Raw genomic sequence first — 23,614 nt, forward strand, 5'->3', positions numbered from 1 at the left:
CTCACCGGACGGTCCGTTAAAGGATGTCTTACGCCGAGCAGCCTATCAGCCCGTGGACGACACTTTTCACCAGGTGAGGGCGCCGAACCGGCTGTGAGCGCGACCACTCACCACCGAAGTACCGGCCACTGTGAGCACGGTTACTCGTATCGCTGGGCACTCATTCGCGCACTGCCACGACATGCCCGACCGCCGGGTCGCCTCGCAGCCCGCTCGGCCGCCCGTAGGGTGCGATGAGCTCGTCCCAGGCGCGAAACGTCGTCCTCCAGCCATGTGCAGCAAACCACGACTCACCGTCGGGTCCCAGCCCGTTCACCGGCCGCCCCTCCGGGACCTCCAGGACCAGTTCGCGTAGTGCACGGTACTGCGGCGCGGCCGCGTCGACCTGGAATCGCCCGATCCCGAACCGGCTACCCGGCGCCGAGAGTCGTGTCGCCGTCTCCACCACCGTGTACGACGCCGCGCGCGGGACATAGCCGAGCACACCCTCGTCGACCCAGGCTGTCGGCACATCGGCACGGAACCCCCGTTCGAGCAGGACCCGTTCCCAGTCGCCGCACAGATCCGCGGCGACGATGCGGCGCGAACAGACAGGGTGGGCGCGATGGGCGCCGAGGACCGGCTCTTTGAAGTCGAAGAGTTCGGGTAGGTCCACCTCGAAGAATGCAATGTCGGGCGGGAGATCGAGGCGGAAAGCGCGGGTGTCCAGTCCCGCACCCAGCAGGACTACCTGCCGGCAGCCCGCCGCGATCGACTCCCGGACGTGCTCGTCGACGACTTCGACCGCGAGAGTACGGCCTTCGAAGTACTGCTCGGCCAGTCGCTCCAGGCCCGCCCAGCGACCGGCGTCGAATCCCGGCCGGGCAGCGCTGAGGAAAACCTCGGCCAGCGGATCCGCATAGAGACGGTCGGGCCGAGCGGTTTCGCGGGCCCGGATGAGCGCGACCCCGAGAGCGGTCATCGCGACACCGGCGGTCGGGACGGGTGCGGAAGCTCCGGTCATCGGTAACCCTTCCCCAGTAACTTACTTGTCGACCGGCAAGTAAACCAGGTTCCCCATCGGCCGGTCCGGATTCCGACCACCCCGATCGGCCGACGAATGAACCCCGACGCCGCGAGCCCATTGAGCTCCCTGCGGCGGACCGTCGAGCACAAAGATCGTCGATACCACGCAGACCGTCGAAACCGAGGAGATAGCGTTGGCCGGCCGGCGCAGCGATACCCGCGACCGCATCCGCGCAGTGGCGATGGAACTGTTCTCCGAGCAGGGCTACGAGAAGACTTCGTTGCCTCAGATCGCCGAACGTCTGGGCGTCACCAAAGCCGCGCTGTACTACCACTTCCGGACGAAGGAAGATATCGTCGCCAGTCTCTCCGACGACGTCCGGCGTGGTATCGACGAACTGATCGCATGGGCCGAAGCCACCCCACCCGGCCACGCCCGCACCGCGGAGATCCTCGACCGCTACGGAGCCCTGCTGCACGACACCGGCCGCGAGATGGTGCGGTTCATGCACGAAAACCAGCCCGCCTTCCGGGAGTTGGGTTTCGGTGCCGGCCTGCGCTGTCAGTTCCGGGTGATCGCCGATCTCATGACCGAACCCGAGCGCGCACCCATGGACGTCTTCCATGCCCGGCAGGCACTACTGGCGATCGGCTGGAGTACGGCAATGATGGGCGATCTCCCCTTGTCCGACGACGAATGCTTCCGCGCGGCAGTCGCTGTCGCCCAGGATATTCTGCGCAGAAACCGATCCCACGACAGCCATGACCGCGCCCCGGCTCAGGGGTGGCGGCCGCCGCACAGACCGGGTAAGCAGTAGCGCGAGAACAGTAACACCCGCAGCGACGCTCCTCGACGGGCGGAAGCTTCGACGGGTCACCGTCAGTGTGTCACCGCGCTTGTCCGGCCGCCGGACTCCGGCAGTTTCGCCACCGGCCGGCATCGTGCCGGGCGCGCCGGCCTGCCTTCCACACCGCATACCGGCGCGCTTTGCCGACGACGAGGCCGCGGTTGCGCATCTCCACGTAGAGGTCGCCGAGCGGGCAACAACCATGACACCCGGCGGCATCCACCCGCGGACCCCGCCGGCCGGAACCCGCCGATCGGACGATCCAGCGGAGTCGCCGGCCGTCGGCTCGAGTCGAACATACGTTCGCATATCGGATATGCTGGCGCCATGTCGGCACCCTTCCAGGGATCACTGTTCGATGGCTTCGGCGCGATCGAGCTCGAACCGCTCACGAATATCCGCCGCACACGTCTGACCGACGGCGCATGGGTCGACCTGCGGCCCGGCTGGCTGCGTGGTGCCGACGAACTCTTCGACCGGCTCGCCTCCACTGTCCCGTGGCGCGCGGAGCAACGGCCGATGTACGACCGCGTGGTCGATGTGCCGAGGCTGCTGTGCTTCTACGGCGAGTCCGCACCCCTGCCCGATCCCGTCCTCGACCGGGCGCGTGATGCGTTGAGCGAGCACTACCGCTCCGAACTCGGCGAACCCTTCCGAACCGCTGGACTGTGCTATTACCGCGACGGCCGCGACAGCGTGGCCTGGCACGGCGATACCCTGGGGCGCGGCGCAGTACAGGACACCATGGTCGCCATCCTGACACTCGGGGCGCCGCGCCCGCTGTTACTCCGGCCCCGCACAGGTGGCCCCGGTCTGCGGTTCCGGCCCGGGCACGGCGACCTGTTCGTCATGGGCGGCTCGTGCCAGCGCACCTGGGAACATGCGGTACCGAAATCGCGGCGGCCGACCGGGCCGCGGATCAGCATCCAGTTCCGCCCACGCGGCGTGCGTTGATCCTGCTATCTCCCGGCAGCGCGGGCATACCGCGGCGGCGGATTGCCGCGGCGCGGGACCAGAGCAACTCGGCTGCCTGCGGCGGTGCACCGGCCACACCACACCTCTCCGCCCGGGCCTGCCGGGCCGAAGCGACCATGCGGCGGTACTGCCGGAATATCTGCACTTCCCCGTCGGCACCTTCATCGAGGTACGTGTAATCCATACCCGCGCAGCTGTCGTCACCCAATCGTGCGATACCGACGGCCCAATCGCGTAACCACTCGCCGGAACCTGCGAGGACGAGCAAGCGACCGTACCGTTCGACGCGGCATCGGCCGCGAGGCGGCGCCGAATACTCGTCGGCACCTGCGAACATCCTTTCCCGCCACGCCGCCACTTCGGCCACTGCGGGTTCGAGGCCGAACGTCTGCCACCGCACTGTGCCGTCCGGCCGATCGCGTAGCGGTAGCCGGCGGCTCAATGCCGCAGCGGATTTACGCGTGAACACCGTACGGTCGGTGGGCACCAGGACGATCGGATCGGCGGGGGCGCCGTCGAACGGGTTGGGGTCGAGGTGGCGGGTATCGATCACCACGAGGGTGCCGGGCCGCCGCTGATACGACAGCCCCCACAGCAACCGGGACAGCACCCGGGCGCCGCGCCAGTCCGACAGGACATGCCACGTGTCATGGAAACGGTTGGTGGAGAATCGGAAATCGGTGCCGGGACGCACCGTGATCACGGTGCACACCCGCCCGTCGAGTACCAGCACACGACGATGCAGTTTCAGTCGGCCCTCGGTGGCCGCGACCCGGCGCGGCCTGCTCTTCCGCGCGGTCATATCACCTCCGGAGCACCTCGCGTATGCCGCCCAGAAAAGCATGATCACCGCGGCGCGGCAACGGGATTTCCCTGATGGCCGTGCCGTCAGGGAGTTCGCAGCACCGAATCCACCAGCTCCCGGACCGCCGCCGTCAGCCGGTCGGCCTGCCCGGAACGGGCCAGATCGGGCACGGTCGCACCAGCCAGCGAATCCAGCAGCAACCGGGCGACGATCTCGGCGTCCACATCCGGCCGAGCTTCTTCGAGCAGAGCCCTGAGGTGCTCATACCAGAACCTGTGCAATTCCTCGGTACGCGGATGCGGGGGCTCGGTCCGCAGGATCGTCATGAGTTCCAGGTTGTCGATCACCAGCCGGGCCATGGCATCGAGGAACGCGCGCAGCCGGTCGGCCGCGGGGGCCCCGGGGCCGAGCGGCGGCGGACCGTCGGCAACTCGCGCGCGAAGCGTGAAGGCGCTCTCGGCCACCATCGCGTGCAGTAGCCCGGCCCGATTGCCGAAACGATGGAAGATCGTGCCCTTCCCCACCCCGGCAGCCGCCGCGACCCGGTCCATGGTGACCCCTTCGGCGCCGTGTTCGGCGAGCAGCGCGGCGGTGGCATCGAGGATGGCGCGCCGGTTGCGGGCAGCGTCCGCACGTTCCTTTACCGGGGGCATGGCACCACCTTCGTTGACAAGTTGACCGCCGGTCCATATCTTGGCAGGGAAATAAATGGACCGTCAGTCAAGTTATGGAGTTTCCGATGCAGGCAATCGTAATGACAGGCAGCGGCGGGCCGGAGGTCCTGGTGCCGCGCGAGGTCCCGACACCACAGCCGGGCACCGGGGAAGTACTCATCCGCGCGACAGCGATCCCGGTCCTTTTCCCCGAGACCCTGCTGCGCTCCGGAGCCTTTCCCATGGTTACGCCCCCGCCGGTGGTATTCGGCCACCAGGTCGCCGGGGAGATCGTCGACGTGGGCGCAGAAGTCCCGCACGACCTCGTAGGCCGGCGCGTTGTTGCCGCGACCGCCGGGACGGGATCCTATGCCGAATTCGTCTGCACGCCGGCCGGGAACACAACGTTCGTTCCGGACGATGTGTCGGCGGACGACGCGGCGGCCACAATGATGAGCGGCTCGATCGCGGTGGCCCTACTGGAAGCGGCAAATCTGACCGGCACGGAGACAATCGTCGTAGAAGCCGGCGCCACCGGGGTCGGTAGCTATCTGGTTCAGCTGGTCCGTGAATTCGGCGCGGCACACATCATCGCCACCGCGGGCGGCGCCACCAAGACCGCGCACGCCCACACACTGGGAGCCGACCGGGTCATCGACCACCGGGCGGAACGATGGACGGAAACGCTCACCGCGGACGCGCCGGGCACCATCGACGTCGTTTTCGATTCCCTCGGCGGCACCGCTGCGGCGGAACTCCTCGGCGCCATGACGCCGGGCTCGGGCCGGATGCTCAGTTACGGCTGGCTTTCGGGCGCACCCGCACAGGTTTCGGCCACCGACCTGATCCCGAGCGGGCTCACCCTCACCGCCTGCGCGGGCCCCGCCTGGCAACAGCGGACCGACCGTGCCCGGGCCGGTACCCTCGCGCGGATCCCCGCACTGGCGCCACCGGTCGAGACCGTCTTGCCACTCGCGGCAGCAGCTCGCGGACACGAACTCGTGGAATCACGACGCCTGCTGGGCAAGGTCATCCTGCGGCCGGGCGCGACCGCTTGATCGCCGGATGGCCGAACCCTCGGCAGTCTCCCCGCCCGGGCAAGGTCAGCGCCGCAGGACGAAGAAGTATGGTTCGGACAGTCCGCGCATATCCATCACGCCGAGCAATGTCTCGTCGTCGACCCGCCGGAAATGGTCGATGATCGGCAGATGGTCGTAGACCATGGCAGCACTCACCACACCCCGGTACTCGATATCGCGTAGCCGCGCCGTCGGCTTCCGGGTGCGCAACAGCGGAGCGAGGGCGCGCAGTCTGTTCCGCACGGGCCGCAACCAGCGTGCCGGGAATTTGCCCGCCAGCGATAACGGAACCCGGCGCGGGTCCACCGCGAACACGGTGCCGCGTTCATCGGTGAAAAGCAGCGGGTGAACCCGATCGGGGGCGTCGAACTGTTTTCCGTACCAACCGGATTCGGTGAGTGTACCGTCCATCGGATGGCCGGTGGGCAGTTCGTCGCCACGCCAGCGGCCGGTGGTGACCTCGGCTACCGGGGCCGCCGGCAGGCTGTCGAAGATCTCCCAGGCCTGCGCGACGGTGCAACCACCGGCCGGCAGGAGGGTGGCTTTCTCGGTCATCGTCCGCACTCCTCGATATCAGGGACGTTGCGAGAAATAGCCTATCGTTCTCTCATCCCCGGCCGACGGCCGGTCAGCCCGTGATCTCCCATTCGAACACGGTCAGATCAGCGGCGCCGCTGGTGTTCAGCGGATCGGTGAACACCACCGCCTCGGCCTCCGCGCGCGATTCCGCGAGCACGATGTAGGCGCCGCCGGTGCTGTCGGTGAACGGCCCGCTTTCCTGCAGCATGCCCCGGGTACGGAGATCGCCCAGGAACTGCCGGTGCGGTTCACCGACGGCCGGGTCGTACGCGGGAGTCCGGATTGCCAGAACCAGATACTTCCGCACGTCAGTCGTCCGCTTGCGGTTCGGCCGCCCGCGTCGCCGAGGCGGCGGCACGGATCTGCGGCGCCACCAGAACCACCTGGCCCAGTACCCCGTTGACGAATCCGGGGGAATCGTCGGTCGACAACTCCTTGGCCAGCTCTACCGCCTCGTCCACCGCGACGATCGGCGGAACATCGGTGGCGTACAGGAGTTCCCATACGGCCACACGCAGAATCGCCCGGTCCACCGCAGGCAGCCGGGACAGTGCCCAGTCATGCAGATACGACTCGATGGTGCCGTCGACTCGGTCGAGGTCCTCGGCAATACCGTCGACCAGCGTCCGGGTGTAGGCGTGCACCGGAGCCACCGCCTGATCCCGGGCCGCGAGCTCGATCCGCTCGTCGGCCAGATCGGACGGATCGATATCGCGGGCTTCGGCCTCGAACAGCAGGTCCACCGCGCGGCGCCGGGCCTTGTGGCGGGCGCCGAGTTTCTTGTAGGCGGACTTCTTGTCCGCGGGCTGGTCGGCCACGGTCAGGAGTTGACTCGGCCCAAGTAGCTGCCGTCGCGGGTGTCGATACGGAGTTTGTCACCGGTGTTGATGAACAGCGGCACCTGGACCTCGGCGCCGGTCTCCACGGTGGCCGGTTTGGTGCCACCGGTGGAGCGGTCGCCCTGCAGGCCGATATCGGTATGGGTGACCTCGAGCTCCGCGGTGACCGGCAGTTCCACGTACAGCGGCGCGCCCTCGTGCATGGCAACCTGCACGGTCATGTTCTCCAGCAGGAAGCGGGCTTGCTCGCCGATCGTCGGCTCGGCGATGGACAACTGGTCGAAGGTCTCCCCGTCCATGAAGACGTAATCCGAACCGTCGTGGTAGAGGTAGGTCATATCCCGGCGGTCGACGGTGGCGGTTTCCACCTTCACGCCGGCATTGAAGGTTTTGTCGACGATCTTGCCGGACAGCACGTTCTTCAGTTTGGTCCGTACGAAGGCAGGACCTTTGCCCGGCTTGACGTGCTGGAATTCGACGATCTGCTGGAGATTACCGTCGATCTTCAGCACGAGGCCGTTCTTGAAGTCGCTGGTGTCCGCCACTGTGTTCGGGTCTCCTCGGTTCTCGGGCGACCGGCGTCATCCGACGACGGTCAGGTCTTTGCTGGTGTTGGTGAGCAGTTCGGGGCCCCCTTCGCGCACCACGAGCGTGTCCTCGATCCGGACCCCGCCGCGGCCGGGAAAGTACACACCTGGTTCGACGGTCACCGCCACGCCAGACAGCAGTGTACCCGTGCCCGTTTTTGCGATGCCGGGTGCTTCGTGGATACGCAGCCCCACCCCGTGCCCCAATCCGTGCACGAACAACGATCCGTGCCCGGCGGCGGCGATCACCTCCCGGGCGGCGGCGTCCACATCGGCACACGGAATACCGGGGCGCAGCGCTTCCCGGCCGGCGCGCTGGGCGGCACGTACCAGGTCGTAGACCTCGCGTTGCCAGTCCGCAGGCTCGCCGAGCACGAACGTACGGGTCATATCGGAGTGGTACCCGCCCACGACCGCGCCGAAATCGATCTTCACGAAATCACCCCCGGCCAGTACGGCGTCGGTGGGCCGATGGTGCGGAATCGCGGAATTCGCCCCGGCGGCGACGATGGTCTCGAAGGCGATTCCGGCGGCCCCGCGTTCGAACATGGCCCATTCGAGATCCCGGGCGACCTGGCGTTCGGTGCGTCCCGGGCGCAGCTTGCCCGTCTCCAGCAGCGCGGCCAGCGCCTCGTCACCGACCGCGCAGGCCGCGCGCAACCGGTCCACTTCGTATTCGTCCTTGACCATGCGCAGTTGCTCGATCAACCCCGGTGTGGCGACGAAATCGAGTCCGGTACCGAGCTCGACGAGACCACGGTGCTGATCAACGGTGACGATATGGCTTTCGTAGCCCAGTCGGCCGAATTGCCATTCCCCGGCCAATTCGGCAACCCGCCGTGCCACCGCGCGAGCGATCTCGGCCCGCAGATCGGGAACCTGCTCGGCCACCTGAGTGTCGTAGCGACCGTCCGTGGCGATCACGGTGCGATCCTCCGCACCCGCCGCATCCCACGAATGCACCAGCAGCGCGGCATTGGAACCGGTGAAACCCGTCAGATAGCGGATGTTCACCAGATCGGTGACCAGGAGGCCGTCGATCTCGTTCTCGACCAGCAGGTTGCGCAGCAGGCCCCGCCGCGCGGCGTAATCGGGCCCCTCCTGGGTGCCACGACCGGAATCAGCAGACATGCGACAAAAGTACCGCCGACCCCCACCCGCCACACAGGGCCGGCCGCAGCGAACTCGGCGAACACGATCCGGAAAACACCGTATTCACAGTGCGCGGCGGCGGCTCCGGTTGTCCACAGATCACCACGGAGCCGCCTGCCGAGCCGATATCACCGGAATCGTGAACGGTGTGACCGTACCTTTCTTTCTCCTCTTCGCCGGCTGGTGCGGGGTACTGGCAGGCTTCGATATCCGTAGCCGGCGACTGCCGAATCCGCTCACGCTGACGGGCGCATCGGCCGTACTGGCATACGCGGCGTCGGCCGGGCAGTTGGGCGCCGCGCTACGCGGTGCGGCGCTGCTGGCGATTCCCTATCTGGTGTTCCATCTACTACGGCCCGCGGCGCTGGGTGCCGGCGATGTGAAACTTGCGGTGGGGCTGGGCGCCGCTGCCGCTCTCGGTGGCGCGCAGGCCTGGATCTGGTCGGCTCTCGCGGCACCGCTGCTCACTGCCGCGGTCGCGATCGGACTGCTGATCGGGCAGCACCTCGGCCCGCACCTGCTCCCCGAGATCCGGACGTCGGGCCGGCCGCATGTCCCGGCACGTGCGCGCTCTCCCGGCGACCCGATCGCCGCCGTACCGCACGGGCCCTCCATGTGCGCCGCGACACTTCTGGGCCTGGCCCTGTGGTGATCCCCCGGCAACCCGATACGGCCACGCGCGGCAGGCCCGATGAGCACCGCCGACCGGCTGCCCCGGGCCCGGCGCCGACATGGGAAGATGGTCGGCGTGCTGCGCTGGATAACTGCTGGAGAATCCCACGGACCCGCTCTCGTCGCCCTTCTGGAAGGAATGGTCGCCGGAGTCGAGGTGACCTCGACGGAGATCTCCGCACAGCTGGCGCGCCGCCGGCTCGGTTACGGTCGCGGCGCCCGGATGAAGTTCGAGGCCGACAAGGTCACCGTGATCGGCGGCGTCCGGCACGGACGCACCATGGGCGGACCGGTAGCGATCGAGGTCGCGAATTCGGAATGGCCCAAGTGGACCACGGTGATGTCGGCCGACCCGGTGGACGAGGCCGAACTCGCCGATCTCGCCCGCAACGCCCCGCTGACCCGGCCACGCCCCGGCCACGCCGACTATTCGGGAATGCTGAAATACGGTTTCGAGGACGCCCGTCCGGTGCTGGAACGGGCGAGTGCCCGGGAAACCGCGGCCCGGGTCGCGGCCGGCACGGTGGCGCGGGCCTTCCTGCGCCAGGCGCTCGGGGTCGAGGTGATCTCGCATGTGGTCGCCATCGGCACCGCGGCCAACACCACCGGTGTGGTACCCACCGCGGCCGATCTGGCCGCAATCGACGAAAGCCCGGTGCGCGCCGCCGATACCGCGGCCGAGGCGGCCATGATCGCCGAGATCGAGGCGGCGAAGAAGGACGGCGACACCCTGGGCGGTGTCGTCGAGGTGGTCGTCGACGGGCTGCCGATCGGCTTGGGTTCGTTCACCAGCGGAGAGAATCGGCTGGATTCGCGACTCGCGGCCGCACTCATGGGCATCCAGGCGATCAAGGGTGTCGAGGTCGGCGACGGTTTCGAGACGGCGCGCCGGCGGGGCAGCCGAGCCCACGACGAGATGCGGCCGGGCCCTGACGGTGTCCTGCGCTCGACCAACCGCGCGGGTGGCCTCGAGGGCGGGATGACCAATGGCGAGGCGCTGCGGGTACGGGCGGCGATGAAACCCATCTCCACCGTGCCGCGTGCCCTGTCCACCGTCGATATGGCCACCGGCGCGGAGGCTTCCGCGATCCATCAGCGCTCCGATGTCTGCGCGGTTCCGGCGGCCGGGGTCGTGGCCGAATCCATGGTCGCGCTGGTGGTGGCCCAGGCGGTGCTGGAGAAGTTCGGTGGCGATTCGATCGCCGAAACGGTGAGCAACCTCGACGGCTACGTGAAGCGGATCAGCGCTCGCCCGCATCTGACCCCGGGCGAACACGTCGCCGACCCGGCGTAATGTCCGCGCACGCCGATTCGCACGGTCCGCGAGTGGTGCTGGTCGGGCCGCCGGGGGCGGGCAAGACGACGATCGGCCGGAAACTGGCCCGCGAATTGGACGTCGAACTCTACGACACCGATGCCGGTATCGAGGAGGCCGCCGGACGCGGTATTCCCGAGATCTTCGCGGCCGACGGCGAACCCGGATTCCGGCGCCTCGAAGAAGAGGTGGTGGGCCGGGCGCTGCGCAGCGAACGGGGTGTCGTCTCCCTCGGCGGCGGCGCGGTGCTGTCCGAGAAAACCCGGGCTCTTCTGCGCGAATGCACGGTGGTATATCTCGAGATCAGTATCGCCGAGGGTCTCCGTCGTACCGGCGCCACGAACACCCGGCCGCTGCTCGGCGGTGCCGACCCGGGCACGAAATACCGCGAACTGATGCGCTTCCGGCGACCGCTCTACCGTGAGGTCGCTTCGGTACGGGTACGCACCGACGGGCGCAGTCCGGGCCGGGTCGTCCGCGCGATCATGGGGAAACTCGGCCTCGAGCCGGTTCACCCGGAAACAACGGAAACCGGCCTCCCCGCCGACGTCGCCCCGCAGCGTTCGAGCCGGTCGCGAGCACGGCGCCGGGCACGCGCACGAGCCAGGCGAGCGGCCGCAGCACAGCAGGCGCCGGCCGGACCGTCCGCTACGAACACTCCTGCGGCCGAAACCGGAGGCAAGAACGACGCGGAGCCGGCCGAAGGTGAAGGTTCGGGCACGTCCGGCAGGCCGGCGGGCCGCACCGAATCCACCGATACCGGTCTGCGCACCCCGGGCCGCTCCCGGCGAGCGCGGGCCAGGCGGGCGCGGGCGCGCAGGCAACAACGTGAACAGGCCGAGCAGGCCCAGGTCGAGCAGGAAAAGACAGGAACGGAGCAGTCCAGGTGACAGAACCGACGCGTATCGAGGTCCGCACCGCCCAGCCCTATCCGGTGATCATCGGCCGCGGTTTGCTCGGTGATCTCGTCGAGGCCGTGACCGGCTCCGGTGGGGTGCGCACCGTCGCCCTCTTCCATCAGCCGTCACTGGTCGAAACCGCCGAGGTGGTACGCGCGTCGCTGGCCGAGGCCGGACTCGACGCACATCGGATCGAAATACCCGACGCAGAGGCGGGCAAAGAACTCGCTGTCGCCGGTTTCTGCTGGGAGGTGCTGGGCCGGATCGGCCTGACCCGCAGCGACGTGGTGGTCAGCCTCGGCGGCGGTGCGGCCACCGATCTCGCCGGTTTCGTCGCGGCGACATGGATGCGCGGGGTGAAGATCGTGCATGTGCCCACCACCCTGCTGGCCATGGTGGACGCGGCGGTGGGCGGTAAAACCGGGATCAACACCGAGGCCGGGAAGAACCTGGTGGGATGCTTCCATGAGCCGTCGGCCGTCATGGTCGACCTGGTGACCCTGGAAACGGTGCCGCGCAACGAGATCATCGCCGGGATGGCCGAGATCATCAAGGCCGGTTTCATCGCCGATCCGGTGATCCTGGACCTGATCGAACACGATCCGCAGGCTGCCCTCGACCCGACCGGCGAGGTGCTGCCGGAACTGATCCGGCGCGCCGTCGCGGTCAAGGCGGACGTCGTGGCCGCCGATCTCGAGGAATCGGCGCTGCGGGAAATCCTCAATTACGGACACACCCTCGGTCATGCCATCGAGCGCCGGGAACGCTACCGCTGGCGCCACGGCGCAGCAGTCGCGGTGGGCCTGGTCTTCGCCGCCGAGTTGGGCCGGCTGGCCGGTCGCCTCGACGATGCCACTGCCGACCGGCATCGCAGCATTCTGCATAGTGTTGGCCTGCCCACCACCTACGATCCCGATGCCCTGCCCCAACTCCTCGAGGGCATGCAGACCGATAAGAAGACCCGCTCCGGGGTCCTGCGGTTCGTGGTACTGGACGGCCTGGCCAAACCGGGCCGCCTGGAGGGCCCTGATCCCGCGCTCCTCGCCGCCGCGTACTCGGCCGTGGCCGGAGCCGGCTCCGGTGGCGGCAGTGCCATCCTGCTCTGACAGGCTCGGGGCACGGTCCGGCGCCATCGTGCCCGCCTGAACCGCGCCGGCCGCCATGCCCCCTAGCAGTTGATCGCCGAGTCGGCTGGTGACGCCGCGATCTGCCGGTCACTTCGCCTCGGCGAATACGGTGGTGGTGCCGGTGCCACCCGCTGCCCGGGCGCCCTGCAGGCGTGCTGGTCTGTACCCCGCGACCGGCACTGTACGTAGAAATACGTAACCGGTTCGCGCGCACATGCCGATGTCCGGTCGAGAGGCTCACGCCTAGCGTCGCCGGTATGCGAAAGGTTGCTTATTCGGCGGTCGGACCCGCCCTGTTCGCGGGCCTGGCTGTGCTCGCATTCGGCGGTATCGGGGTGGAGACGCTGATCGTCTACCCGAATGTGTTCCACGACGTACCCGATTCGCTCGCCGAGGCGAGCGCATTCTTCGACGTGGTCGGCCCCGGGCATGTTCTCCCGCCGCTGGGTGCACTGACCGTCCTCGCGGCGTTGGTGGCCGTCGGTACAGCCTGGCGGGTGACCGCGGCCCGGGGATGGCTGGGCGCCGGGCTGCTCACCCTCGTCGGTGGCGAGTACTTGTTCTCAGTCCTGTATTTCTGGCCGCGCAACGAGATCATGTTCGACGAAGGCGCTGCGGTACACAGTGTGGAGTTTCTCCGGCAGACAGCCACCGAGTTCGAAACCGCGCACTGGTTCCGGCTGGCCGGCAGCGGCATCACGGCAGCTCTCGCGGTGATCGGCTTTCTTCGGGCCTACCGGGAGCATGTGCGACGGGAGGGGTCGGCATGATGCGCCGGCCTGTCATCGGTATGCACCCCTGGATCGTCGTCGCGCTCGCCGGGCTCGGTGTTCCGCGGGTGGTGGCACACGATCTCGGCCTCGCCGGGCCCGTCGCGAACTCGGTACTGGTCTTTGTCCCGCTCGCCATATGGGTCGGCTGGGTGTTGTGGCGCCGAGTCCCCCCACTGCCTGCCCTGGTAGTGGTCGGTGTCGTCTACGGCATTCTGCTGGCGATCACCCATCAACTTCTTTGGCTGGATGCATTCGACAGTGCCCCACCGGAACTCGGCGGAAACCTCGCCGGGTATTTCTCCCCCACGGCAGAGCAGGTCATCGTGCGGCTGGCATCGGCGGGCAGCAGCATTGTCACGGGCGTGCTTCTGGGGACGGTCACCGGAATCGTGGCCTGGGTGCTCGCCCGGATCGCCGGACGCACCGATCGGAATGCGGACGATACCCGGCGGTGAGCCGGACACTGTATCGGCGACGCCTCGACGCCTGCGCGGACCGAGCCGGCCCGGAAGGAGAGCACGGTGAACCGAGCCGGTGATCCGGAGGCCGCCGTATTGCGGACCGCCGCCATTCGCGACGCTGTGCGGATGCGCTCGACGTCATCGGCCACCCAGTCCACGCCGCCCCGGGGGCAGGGTTCTCCCGGCGACCGGTCCGCGAAGCTGGTCGATATCGTTCTGGCGATGGCTGTGCTGGTCGCGGTCGGCGCAGCGATCTCCGCCGACGTCGGCGGCCCCGGGGCGGTACCCGTGCCGGCGTACCTGTTCGGTGTGTTGTTCAGTGCCCTGATCCTTGCGCGGCGACGTAGGCCGGTAGCCGTCCTGGTGGTCTCTGCGATCGCACTGGTGGGTTACTACATGCTCGGCTACCCGCCGATCGGGCTGGCCCTTCCACTCGCCGCCGCACTGTTCTCCGCGGCCGAGTGTGGACGGCTGTATTGGGCGGCAGTTACCGCGACCGCGCTGCTCTTCCTCTCCACGGCCGTTCGTCTTCACCATGGTGACGATCCCGGCTTCGTCCTCGGCATCGAGTTGCCCGCCTCGGCCGCGTTGATGGCGGCGGTTATCGCGCTGGGCGACAGTATCCGGTCACGCCGCGGCTGGCGTGCCGAATTGGTCAAACAGGCCGCGGCTGCCGCTGCGGAGCGAGAGCAGGAAGCGCGAAGACGGATCGCGCAGGAGCGGGTGCGGATCGCCCGCGACCTGCACGACCTGCTCGCGCATACTGTGTCGGTGATCGGCCTGCACACCGACGTGGCCCGGGAAGCGCTGCGTACGGATCCCGCGACCGCCGAGAACTCGCTGGCGGCGGTGCGCGCCGCGTGCCGGACCGCGGGCCGCGAATTGCGCGCGACGCTGGATGCCCTCCGTGAACCCGGTAACGACCCGGGGCGTCCGCTGTCTCCGGCTTCGGCACGCCTGACCGAGCTCGTCGCCGCTACCGGCTCCACCGGGCTCACCGTGGAACTCCAGGGCGCGGAATCGGCCGACCGATTGCCGGCAGTTGCCGGTGACACGATCTTCCGGCTGGTCCAGGAATCACTGAGCAACGTGCTCCGGCACGCTGCGGCCCGACACGCCACAATCGAACTGCGACAGGAGCGCGAGAGCATTCTGGTGCGCGTGACCGATGACGGCCGGGGCGGTACCGGCCGGCCCGGCACGGGCTGGGGCATCATCGGAATGCGTGAACGAATCGCCCTACTGGGCGGCACCCTGCGGGCGGAACCGATACATGGAGTTGGATTCGTGGTCGAAGCACGGCTACCCGTACGGGATTCGGCATGATCCGCGTCGCAGTGGTCGACGATCAGTACTTGATCCGAGAAGGCCTGTGCGCATTGTTGCAACGCGCCACCGATATCGAGGTCGCCGGCCTCGCCGGTACCGGCGAGGAAGGGGTTGCGCTCGTGTCCCGTACCCGCCCCGATGTGGTGCTCATGGACATCCGGATGCCAGGTGGCGATGGTCTCGACGCGACCCGGCGGATCGTCGCCGACCCCGGACTGCGACACGTCCAGGTCATCGTCCTCACCACGTTCGATACCGACGACAATATCCTCGAGGCGATGCGGGCCGGCGCAGCCGGATTCCTGTTGAAGGATATCGATCCCGAGGAGCTGCGAACAGCCGTGCGAACGGTCGCCGCCGGGGAGGCGCTGCTCGCGCCTGCTGTCACCCGCCGGGTGATGCGGGCGGCAGCGCAGGCCGCCGGGCCGAGCATGCACGCAGCGGAGCTGCTCGAGCGACTGACTCCGCGTGAGCGTGAGGTCCTGCTCGCTGTGGGGACGGGCCGCTCCAACATCGAGATCGGTGCCGCCCTGCATATGAGCCCAGCGACGGCCCGTACCCATATCGGCCGATTACTGGACAAACTGGAGGCGCGCGGCCGCGCCGAACTGGTGGCGATCGCCTATGAGACCGGCCTCATCGTGCCCGGTCGCCGATCGATCTCAGGCAGCTGAACCGGCCGGCCGGAATCCGGCGGTTCCGGTTGTCCGGCTCTGTTCCCGGCGCGCCAGCCGCCGGCCTACAGCTACGCCGATGAGGGCCGGGACGAAGATCAGCAGCACGATGAACGCGGACGCGGCGGTCGCCTCGAAGAGCAGCCCGGCATCGCCCAGGTCGACCCGCGGAATGAAATCCAGCAGCCAGGACACGAGGCCACAGCCGATACCGCCGGCCACCGCGGCCTGCAGCCACAGAATCGTCAGGTCGGCGCCGCGTTCCGGATTGGGGTTGGCCCGCCGGTCCGCCCGGCCGTCCACCAGACCCCACGCGACCGCGGCACCGATCAACACCACCAGGCAGAGCAGTCGCAGCCACACCCCGAAGGTCGGGACGAACCCCATCGCGAATCCGAGGAGTACTCGCAGCACGACGGCCAGCCCACCGAGCGCCAGTGCCCGCAACAACCACGCAGTCATGCCGATCACCATAACCCCCTTCGGCGCAAAGCTAGAACCGGTTACAGAATATCGGTGGCAAACGGTGGCTCGCCGGGCGATCAGTCCAGGTCGGACATTGCCGCTGCCATCGCTGCCCGCGGGGCCGGTTCTCCGGTGAACTGCTCGACCTGCCCGTAGGCCTGTTCGAGCAGCATCTGCAGACCGCCGATCACGGTGTGACCGGCCGCCGCCACCGCCTCCGCAAGAGGGGTCGGCCAAGGGCTGTACAGGGCGTCCAGTACCACGGGAGCCGCTGCCACGGAGTCGGCGATACCGGCAGCCGCCTGATACGGGACAGTGCTGACCACCGCCCCGGCCGCCGCGCAGCGCCGGGCCAGCTCGGGCGCATCATCGAAACCGATCACCTCGGTTGCCGCGCCGAGTTGCGCGGCGAGTTCGCGCGCACCGGCAGCCCGGCCCGCGTCGCGCGCCACGATGGTCACCCGCCGGGCGCCGAGTCCGGTGAGCGCCAGCAGCGCCGGACGGGCGGTCCCGCCTGCGCCGAGTACGACCGCTTCGGACAACCCGGTCACACCGCCGCCCCGCAACGCGCCCAGCACACCGTCCACATCGGTGCAGTCCGCCCGCCAGCCGGACTCGGTCCGGACCAGGGTGTTGGCCGATCCGACGAGCACCGCTCGTTCGGTGCGTTCGTCCGCGTAGGCCAACGCGGCTTCCTTGCCCGGCATGGTCACCGACAGACCGACCCATTCCGGGCCCAGTCCGTCCACCAGCCGTGGCAGGCCCGCAGCAGTGCATTCGATCCGGTCGTAGGTCCAGTCCAGGCCGAGCGCCCGATAAGCAGCCAGATGAAGCTGCGGCGAGCGGGAATGGGTGATGGGACTGCCCAGTACGGCCGCCCGCCGCGATCCGGCGGCCGATGACGCTCCCGCCGGTCCGGAACGCTGCGCAGGACCGGAATTCACCGTCGAGTTATCGGCACCCGATTCAGCGCCCACTGTCGAGAATCCCGCTTTCCAGTGCCAGTTCGATATTCTCCAGATGCTCGCCATAGCTCTCGGTGAACAAGGTCGTGCCTTCTTTGTCCACCGTGACGAAGTACAGCCAATCACCGGGTTCGGGTTTCTCCATCGCCTCCAGCGCGCCGATGGAGGGAGCGGCGATGGGCGTGGCCGGCAGCCCGGCCATGGCATAGGTGTTCCACGGGGTGGTCTGCGCGCGATCGGCGTCGGTCGTAGCGACCTCGGTCTTGTCGAGCGCGTAGTTGACCGTGGAATCGAACTGCAAGGGCTGGCCGATCTCCAGCCGGTTGACGATCACCCGGGCCACTTTGCTCATATCCTGAGGCAGCGCTTCGCGTTCCACCAGGGAAGCGCCGATCAGCGTTTCGTAGGGGCTCAACCCGTTGGCGGCCCCGGATTCGAGCACCCCGGTCTCCTCGTAGCGCGCGGCACTTTCGCTGACCAGTTTCCGGAGGATCTCCTGGGCGGAACTGTTGGGGTCGAAATCCCAGCTGCCGGCGGCGATCAGGCCCTCGAGCTGCCGCCGCCGGTCGGGTACCTGCCGGACGGCGTCCATCGCCCATTCCGGCACTCCGAGCGCGGCCAGATCGGCACCGGCACCGGCCTCTTCCAGTTGTTCGTAGGTGACGCACCGGCGTTCGGTGTCGGCGCCGACACAACTGGCGGCGGCGATCTTGGTATAGATCCCCTCCTTACGGGCACCGGTGTTCACATCGTGCTGATCGTGTAACTGCCGGCCCTCGGAGATGACCAGATTGCCCACGCGGGCTTCCGGAGATACCAGCGCCGCGACGGCGTCGCGGCCCGGACTCCGTTCGGGAATGGCGTAGTACCCGGGCTGTACAGAACTCATCCCCGCGTTCTGTACCGCCGCCTCGTAGAACGCGGCCGAACTGGCCACCACACCGGCTTCTTTCATCGCCGTGGCTATCTCGGTGGCCGTATCACCGGACGCCACATGGACGATCACCGGTGCGCCACCCGGGCCGGCGAAATCTTCCGCCGGGGTGTAGCGATTGACGAGTTTGTACACACCGGCGCCGAGGATCAGGACGAGGACCACCGCACCGGCCACCCAGAGCAGCTTCCGGCGGCCACCGTCCTGTTGCTCTCGGGCCCGGCGGGCTGCCGCCCGGCCCCCGCGGCGAGGCGCCGGCCGGGCACCGGCCCGGCTGCGCGACCGCGACCGCGGCTCGGGCTCGGCGTCGTCGTAATCGTCCTCGTCGTCGATGTATTCGTCCTCGTCGACGTAACGGGGAATGACCGCGGTGTCGTCGTCCTCGTAGGGATCCCAGCCGGTATCCGGCTCAGCGTCCCGTCCGGGATCGTCGGCTACCGGCGTGGCGGCCGACCGGCGGGATCGCTCCCAGGCCTTGTCGTCGCGGCGGTATCGCCGCTCGGCCTCACGCTGCCGGAATCGCGCCTCCGCCTGCGCCCACCGATCCGTCATTCATCGTCTCCGAACAACGCGGTCCGTTCCGCGTCCTCGGCCGACCTCATCATCGAACTCCGTTCGTCCAACCAGCTCTGCAGGATCGAAACAGCAGCCGCCTGGTCGATCACCTGCCGCTGTCCACGTGCTCGGACACCGCTGTCCCGCAGAGCGCGTGCAGCAGACACCGTAGTCAAACGTTCGTCGGAAAGGCGGATCGGCACTTCGGGCAGCGAGTCGCGCAACTTTCCGGCGAACTCTACCGCCAGCCGGGCCGCGGTCCCACTGTCGCCGCGCAAGGTGCGCGGCAGCCCGACGATGATCTCCACCGCCTCGTATTCCGCCGCGATCGCGGCGATCCGCGCGATATCCGCACCGGCGGCCACCTTTCCGCCCGCACCGCGCGCGGTGGAACCGCCGGATGTGCGTCCGGACCGGCGGCCCGGTGAACCCGCTCGGGGCACGGTCTCCACCGGGGTGGCCAGAACACCGTCGGGGTCGCTGGCCGCCACGCCGATCCGGACACTGCCCACGTCGATGCCCAGTCGCCGGCCGCGGCCGGGATCGGAACCGGGGTGTGGCCGGTCGACCGGGGTACCGGCGCCGGAACCAGCCGCCATCAGCGGGCGTGTGCGCCGATATGATCCCGGACCGCCGCCAGGCCCGCCTCGATACCCGACGGGTCCGAACCCGCCCCCTGGGCCATCTCCGGCTTACCACCCCCGCGGCCGGAGATGCTCGGGCCGAAGACACCGACCAGCGCACCGGCGGCGACACCCAGTTCCTGGGCCGCCTTGTTCACCGTGACGACGAACGGCACCTTTCCCTCGTTATTTCCGAGCAACACCACGACGGCGGGCGTGGAGCCCAGCCGGCCGCGGATATCGGTGGCGAGGGTGCGCAAATCACCGGCTGCCACGCCTTCCGGAGCGGCGGCGGCCACCAGCAGTACATCACCGATTCGCTGCGCCGCATCGGCATAGGAACCGGCCGAGGACAGCACGGCGGCGACTTTGGTCCGTTCGAGTTCCTTCTCGGCGACCTTCAGCCGGTCCACGAGCTGTTCCACCCGCCCCGGAACTTCGTCGGAGGGCACCTTCAGCATGGCTGCGACACCGGCCAGCAGCGCCCGCTCCTTCGCCAGATGCCGGTAGGAATCCAGCCCCACGAACGCCTCCACGCGACGCACCCCCGAACCGACCGACGATTCCCCGAGCAGGGTGATCGGGCCGATCTGCGAGGAATGCCCTACGTGGGTGCCACCGCACAGCTCCATGGAGAACGGTCCGCCCATCTCCACCACTCGCACGCGGTCACCGTAGTTCTCGCCGAACAAGGCCAGCGCCCCCATTTCGCGAGCCTTGGGCAGATCGGTGACGAAGGTGTTCACCGGGTAGTCGGCGCCGACACCGTCGTTGGACACCGCTTCGATATCGGCCTTCTGCTGTTCGGAGAGCTGGCCCTGCCAGTTGAAATCGAAGCGCAGATACCCGGGCTTGTTCATCGAACCGGCCTGTACCGCGTTGGGGCCGAGGACCTGCCGCAGCGCGGCATGCACCATATGGGTGCCGGAATGGCCCTGGGTGGCGCCGCGCCGCCAGGCGGGATCGACCTGGGCGAGCACCACATCACCCTCGGTGATCTGCCCCTGGTCGACCGTGCACCGGTGCACCCAGAGCTTCTTCGCGATCTTCTGCACATCGTTGACGATGAGTTTGGTGCCCGCGGCGGTGATCGTGCCGCGATCGGCGATCTGACCGCCCGATTCGGCGTAGAGCGGGCTGCGGTCCAGGATCACCTCGATATCGGTACCGGCGACCGCGGTAGGTACCCGGACCCCGTCGCCGATGAGCGCGAGCACCCGGGCCTCGGAGGTCAGCTCGTCGAATCCGGTGAACTCCGTATCGCCTCGATCGACCAGTTCCTTGTAGACGGACAGGTCGGCGTGGGCGTGCTTACGAGCGTGCGCGTCTTCCTTGGCCCGCTGCCGCTGTTCGGCCATCAGCGATCGGAAACCCGCCTCGTCGACGGACAAACCGGCTTCGGACGCCATCTCGAGCGTCAGGTCGATGGGGAAACCGTAGGTGTCGTGCAGAGTGAAGGCGTCGGCTCCGGAGATCCTGCCGGTCTTACCGGACGGGGTGGCCGCCTTGACTTCCTCGACGGTTTCGTCGAACAGCCGCGATCCGGTGGCCAGTGTCTTACGGAAGGCCGTCTCCTCCCCGACCGCGACCGTTTCGATCCGCGCGAAATCAGTGGACAGTTCGGGATAGGACGGCGCCATCAGCTCGCTCACGACCCGCATGAACTGGCTCATCACCGGTTGTTCGGCACCGAGCAGCCGGGCCGAGCGCACGATCCGGCGCAGCAGCCGCCGCAGCACGTAACCGCGCCCGTCGTTGCCCGGGTTGACGCCGTCGGCGATCAGCATCGCGGACGTACGCGCATGATCGGCGATCACCCGGAAACGCACATCGTCGGCGTGTTCGACACCGTAGGACCGGCCGGTGAGTTCCTCGGCCCTGTCGATGATGGGGCGCAGCAGATCGGTTTCGTAGACATTGTCGACACCCTGGAGCAGCAACGCGATGCGCTCGATACCCATCCCGGTGTCGATATTCTTCTTCGGCAGCACACCGATCGGCGGATGCCCGAGTTTGGGACTGTCCTCACCGCGGATGTCCTGCATGAAGACCAGGTTCCAGATCTCGAGGTAGCGGTCCTCGTCGGCCACCGGCCCGCCGTCGCGCCCGTATTCCGGGCCGCGGTCGTAGTAGATCTCGGAGCAGGGCCCGCCGGGACCTGGCACGCCCATATCCCAATAGTTGTCCTTACCGTCGCGGAACTGGATCCGCTCATCGGGGATACCGGCCACCTTGCGCCAGAGTTCGGCGGCCTCCGGGTCGGCCTCGTAGGCGGTGACCCAGATACGCCCGGGATCGAACCCGTAGCCACCGTCCTCCTGGGACCTGGTGATCAGTTCCCAGGCGAAGCGGATCGCGTCTTCTTTGAAGTAATCCCCGAAGGAGAAATTACCCGCCATCTGGAAGAAGGTGTTGTGCCGTGTGGTGACGCCGACTTCCTCGATATCACCGGTGCGCACGCATTTCTGCACACTGGTCGCGCGTGGATACGGCGGCGTCTGCTGACCGAGGAAATACGGTTTGAACTGCACCATGCCCGCGTTCACGAACAGCAGGTTCGGGTCGTCGAGAATCAGCGATGCACTGGGCACCTCCGTATGCCCGGCACGAACGAAATGGTCCAGGAATCGCCGTCTGATCTCGTGGGTCTGCACAGATACTCAGCCTACCGGGGCGGTGCACGTGAATTATCACCGAGCCGGGTAAGGCATACCACCCCCGGTCGTTGCGCCCCCGCGCGCCGGCACCCATGGGCTCCGGCACAGCACCAGCAGACACGGATGGCGCCGGTAGTGTCCGGGCCGCTTTCCGGCGGTGGGTACGCAGCAGTGGAAGCCTGGGGGCCGGGCGGCGATATGTCTCCGGCCCGGCGCACCGTCCGCGCGTACCTTTGCCCGGCTACGGCTCGGCTAAGGCCTGCTGCGTCCGTTCGGGGACCGCAGACCGCGGATTATCCGGCGCAGGGTGCTTACCCGGGGGCCTACGGTCCGCTCGTTCCCGTGGTCGGTCGGGTGGTAGTAATCCACCCCGACCAGTTCGTCCGGCGGGTACTGCTGGGCGAGCACACCGTCCGGATCGTCGTGCGGGTACCGATAGCCCTGCGCGTTGCCGAGCGCCGCAGCGCCGGAGTAGTGGCCGTCGCGCAGATGCGGCGGCACCGCGCCCGCCTTACCGGCCGCCACATCGGCCATCGCCGCGCCGATCGCCGCCACCACCGCGCCCGATTTGGGGGCCGTGGCCAGGTGGATGGTTGCCTGGGCCAGCGCCAGCCGAGCCTCCGGTAAACCGACCAGCTGCACCACCTGCGCCGCGGCGGTCGCGGTCTGCAGCGCGCTGGGGTCTGCCATCCCGATGTCCTCGCTGGCGTGGACCATCAGGCGCCGGGCGATGAAACGCGGGTCCTCCCCCGCGGTCAGCATCCGGGCGAGGTAGTGCAGCGCGGCATCCACATCGGAACCGCGAATGGATTTGATGAACGCGCTGATCACGTCGTAGTGCTGATCACCGGCCCGGTCGTAGCGGACAGCGGCCTTGTCCACGCTGGCGGCGACCAGGTCGAGGTCGATCGCGCCGTCGAGCGAAGATTCGGCGGAAGCCTCCAGGGCGGTGAGCGCGCGACGAGCATCGCCGCCGGCGATCCGGACGATATGGTCGATCGCCTCATCGGTAACGGTGAACTGCTCGTCCAGCCCGCGGGGATCGGCCAGAGCCCGGGTGAGCACCGTGCGGATATCGTCGCCCGTCAGCGAATGCAGCTGCAACACCAGAGACCGGGACAGCAGCGGCGCGACCACGGAGAACGACGGATTCTCCGTGGTCGCGCCCACCAGCAGCACGATCCGGTTCTCGACTGCGGCCAGCAATGCATCCTGCTGGGTTTTGGAGAACCGGTGCACCTCGTCGATGAACAACACGGTCTGTTCACCCGCGGTCAGCCGCCGGCGGGCCACGTCGATCACCGCTCGTACCTCCTTGACGCCCGCCGACAGCGCGGACAGCGCCTCGAACCGGCGACCGGTGGCATGGGAGATCAGCGAGGCGAGAGTGGTCTTCCCGGTGCCCGGCGGCCCGTAGAGCAGAACAGACGCTGCCCCCGAACCTTCGACCAGACGGCGCAGCGGTGAGCCGGGACCGAGGAGATGCTGCTGCCCGACGACCTCGTCCAGGGCGGCGGGCCGCATCCGCACCGCCAGCGGTGCGCGGGTATCGCCGGGCCGCGCGGCCTGATCCGGCGCGGCGAAATCCGGTGCACCCGGCCCCGCACCGGGCATATCGAACAGACCGTCACTCATTCCGTGTC

At 68.3% G+C, this 23,614-nt stretch carries 24 protein-coding genes and 1 pseudogene; 11 read left to right on the forward strand and 14 right to left on the reverse strand.

From position 1 onward, the window contains the following. Positions 1-160 precede the first annotated feature (160 nt). Positions 161-1,003 (reverse strand): SAM-dependent methyltransferase, encoded by an 843-nt coding sequence (locus NFL01S_RS10860; protein ID WP_062974036.1) that lies wholly within the window; start codon positions 1,001-1,003, stop codon positions 161-163. A gap of 196 nt (positions 1,004-1,199) precedes the next feature. Here NFL01S_RS10860 and NFL01S_RS10870 point away from each other — a divergent pair, with 196 nt between their 5' ends. Further along, entirely contained in the window at positions 1,200-1,823 is a 624-nt protein-coding gene (locus NFL01S_RS10870; RefSeq protein WP_062974040.1) for a TetR/AcrR family transcriptional regulator, read from the forward strand. 357 nt (positions 1,824-2,180) lie between these two features. Then, entirely contained in the window at positions 2,181-2,807 is a 627-nt protein-coding gene (locus NFL01S_RS10875; RefSeq protein ID WP_062974042.1) for an alpha-ketoglutarate-dependent dioxygenase AlkB, read from the forward strand. Here NFL01S_RS10875 and NFL01S_RS10880 read toward each other — a convergent pair. After that, positions 2,773-3,630 (reverse strand): hypothetical protein, encoded by an 858-nt coding sequence (locus NFL01S_RS10880; RefSeq protein WP_062974044.1) that lies wholly within the window; start codon positions 3,628-3,630, stop codon positions 2,773-2,775. The two genes, NFL01S_RS10875 and NFL01S_RS10880, sit on opposite strands and share 35 nt — an antisense overlap. Positions 3,631-3,716: 86 nt before the next feature. Next, a complete protein-coding gene (locus tag NFL01S_RS10885) occupies positions 3,717-4,286 on the reverse strand; it encodes a TetR/AcrR family transcriptional regulator (protein ID WP_062974046.1) in 570 nt (189 codons plus the stop codon). An 86-nt stretch (positions 4,287-4,372) separates the two neighbouring features. Here NFL01S_RS10885 and NFL01S_RS10890 point away from each other — a divergent pair, with 86 nt between their 5' ends. Beyond that, positions 4,373-5,344, forward strand: a complete 972-nt coding sequence (locus NFL01S_RS10890) for a quinone oxidoreductase family protein (protein ID WP_062974201.1) — start codon at positions 4,373-4,375, stop codon at positions 5,342-5,344. Between the two features lie 45 nt (positions 5,345-5,389). Here NFL01S_RS10890 and NFL01S_RS10895 read toward each other — a convergent pair whose 3' ends face one another. The 5 genes from NFL01S_RS10895 to NFL01S_RS10915 all read right to left on the reverse strand — a co-directional run bounded on the left by NFL01S_RS10895 (position 5,390) and on the right by NFL01S_RS10915 (position 8,501). Further along, positions 5,390-5,920 carry a DUF4334 domain-containing protein gene (locus tag NFL01S_RS10895; RefSeq protein WP_062974048.1) on the reverse strand — a complete coding sequence of 177 codons (531 nt, stop codon included), beginning with the start codon at positions 5,918-5,920 and terminating at the stop codon, positions 5,390-5,392. Between the two features lie 73 nt (positions 5,921-5,993). Further along, positions 5,994-6,251, reverse strand: a complete 258-nt coding sequence (locus tag NFL01S_RS10900) for a YciI family protein (protein WP_062974050.1) — start codon at positions 6,249-6,251, stop codon at positions 5,994-5,996. A 1-nt stretch (position 6,252) separates the two neighbouring features. Next, a complete protein-coding gene (gene nusB, locus NFL01S_RS10905; protein WP_062974052.1) occupies positions 6,253-6,762 on the reverse strand; it encodes a transcription antitermination factor NusB in 510 nt (169 codons plus the stop codon). A 2-nt stretch (positions 6,763-6,764) separates the two neighbouring features. Then, the gene (gene efp / locus NFL01S_RS10910; RefSeq protein ID WP_033241602.1) at positions 6,765-7,328 is read right to left on the reverse strand and encodes an elongation factor P; all 564 of its coding nucleotides are present in this window, start codon (positions 7,326-7,328) and stop codon (positions 6,765-6,767) included. Between the two features lie 36 nt (positions 7,329-7,364). Then, on the reverse strand, positions 7,365-8,501 hold the full coding sequence (locus NFL01S_RS10915; RefSeq protein WP_062974054.1) for a M24 family metallopeptidase: 1,137 nt from the start codon (positions 8,499-8,501) through the stop codon (positions 7,365-7,367). 169 nt (positions 8,502-8,670) lie between these two features. Here NFL01S_RS10915 and NFL01S_RS10920 point away from each other — a divergent pair, with 169 nt between their 5' ends. From NFL01S_RS10920 to NFL01S_RS10955, 8 genes and pseudogenes are all read left to right on the forward strand, one after another. Further along, positions 8,671-9,174 (forward strand): prepilin peptidase, encoded by a 504-nt coding sequence (locus NFL01S_RS10920; RefSeq protein WP_062974203.1) that lies wholly within the window; start codon positions 8,671-8,673, stop codon positions 9,172-9,174. 96 nt (positions 9,175-9,270) lie between these two features. After that, positions 9,271-10,488, forward strand: coding sequence for a chorismate synthase (aroC, locus tag NFL01S_RS10925; protein ID WP_062974204.1), 1,218 nt, complete (start codon positions 9,271-9,273; stop codon positions 10,486-10,488). Continuing rightward, positions 10,488-11,006, forward strand: a pseudogene (locus NFL01S_RS36855) (shikimate kinase); the annotation flags it as partial. The gene aroC and the pseudogene NFL01S_RS36855, both read left to right, overlap by 1 nt. Before the next feature lie 389 nt (positions 11,007-11,395). Then, positions 11,396-12,514 carry a 3-dehydroquinate synthase gene (gene aroB, locus NFL01S_RS10935; protein WP_062974058.1) on the forward strand — a complete coding sequence of 373 codons (1,119 nt, stop codon included), beginning with the start codon at positions 11,396-11,398 and terminating at the stop codon, positions 12,512-12,514. Positions 12,515-12,792: 278 nt separating this feature from the next. Then, positions 12,793-13,305 (forward strand): DUF1772 domain-containing protein, encoded by a 513-nt coding sequence (locus tag NFL01S_RS10940; protein ID WP_062974060.1) that lies wholly within the window; start codon positions 12,793-12,795, stop codon positions 13,303-13,305. After that, positions 13,302-13,763 (forward strand): hypothetical protein, encoded by a 462-nt coding sequence (locus tag NFL01S_RS10945; RefSeq protein ID WP_174555670.1) that lies wholly within the window; start codon positions 13,302-13,304, stop codon positions 13,761-13,763. The genes NFL01S_RS10940 and NFL01S_RS10945 overlap by 4 nt, the downstream gene beginning before the upstream one ends. 66 nt (positions 13,764-13,829) lie before the next feature. Then, the gene (locus NFL01S_RS10950) at positions 13,830-15,095 is read left to right on the forward strand and encodes a sensor histidine kinase (protein WP_062974062.1); all 1,266 of its coding nucleotides are present in this window, start codon (positions 13,830-13,832) and stop codon (positions 15,093-15,095) included. Further along, on the forward strand, positions 15,092-15,772 hold the full coding sequence (locus NFL01S_RS10955; protein WP_062974064.1) for a response regulator transcription factor: 681 nt from the start codon (positions 15,092-15,094) through the stop codon (positions 15,770-15,772). Before NFL01S_RS10950 ends, NFL01S_RS10955 begins: the two co-directional genes overlap by 4 nt. Here NFL01S_RS10955 and NFL01S_RS10960 read toward each other — a convergent pair. From NFL01S_RS10960 to NFL01S_RS10985, 6 genes are all read right to left on the reverse strand, one after another. Further along, positions 15,761-16,234 carry a B-4DMT family transporter gene (locus NFL01S_RS10960; protein WP_245670609.1) on the reverse strand — a complete coding sequence of 158 codons (474 nt, stop codon included), beginning with the start codon at positions 16,232-16,234 and terminating at the stop codon, positions 15,761-15,763. The genes NFL01S_RS10955 and NFL01S_RS10960 overlap by 12 nt on opposite strands. Before the next feature lie 80 nt (positions 16,235-16,314). Beyond that, a complete protein-coding gene (locus tag NFL01S_RS10965; RefSeq protein WP_062974208.1) occupies positions 16,315-17,181 on the reverse strand; it encodes a shikimate dehydrogenase in 867 nt (288 codons plus the stop codon). A gap of 22 nt (positions 17,182-17,203) precedes the next feature. After that, positions 17,204-18,688 (reverse strand): endolytic transglycosylase MltG, encoded by a 1,485-nt coding sequence (locus tag NFL01S_RS10970; protein ID WP_062974068.1) that lies wholly within the window; start codon positions 18,686-18,688, stop codon positions 17,204-17,206. Then, positions 18,685-19,290 carry a Holliday junction resolvase RuvX gene (gene ruvX / locus NFL01S_RS10975; RefSeq protein WP_062974070.1) on the reverse strand — a complete coding sequence of 202 codons (606 nt, stop codon included), beginning with the start codon at positions 19,288-19,290 and terminating at the stop codon, positions 18,685-18,687. The genes NFL01S_RS10970 and ruvX overlap by 4 nt, the downstream gene beginning before the upstream one ends. Then, complete coding sequence (alaS, locus tag NFL01S_RS10980) at positions 19,290-21,968, reverse strand: alanine--tRNA ligase (protein WP_062974072.1); 2,679 nt, start codon at positions 21,966-21,968, stop codon at positions 19,290-19,292. The genes ruvX and alaS overlap by 1 nt, the downstream gene beginning before the upstream one ends. 255 nt (positions 21,969-22,223) lie before the next feature. Next, positions 22,224-23,606, reverse strand: a complete 1,383-nt coding sequence (locus NFL01S_RS10985; RefSeq protein ID WP_062974074.1) for a replication-associated recombination protein A — start codon at positions 23,604-23,606, stop codon at positions 22,224-22,226. Positions 23,607-23,614: the final 8 nt, after the last annotated feature.

This window comes from Nocardia flavorosea NBRC 108225 (assembly GCF_001613385.1).
Lineage (GTDB): Bacteria > Actinomycetota > Actinomycetes > Mycobacteriales > Mycobacteriaceae > Nocardia > Nocardia flavorosea.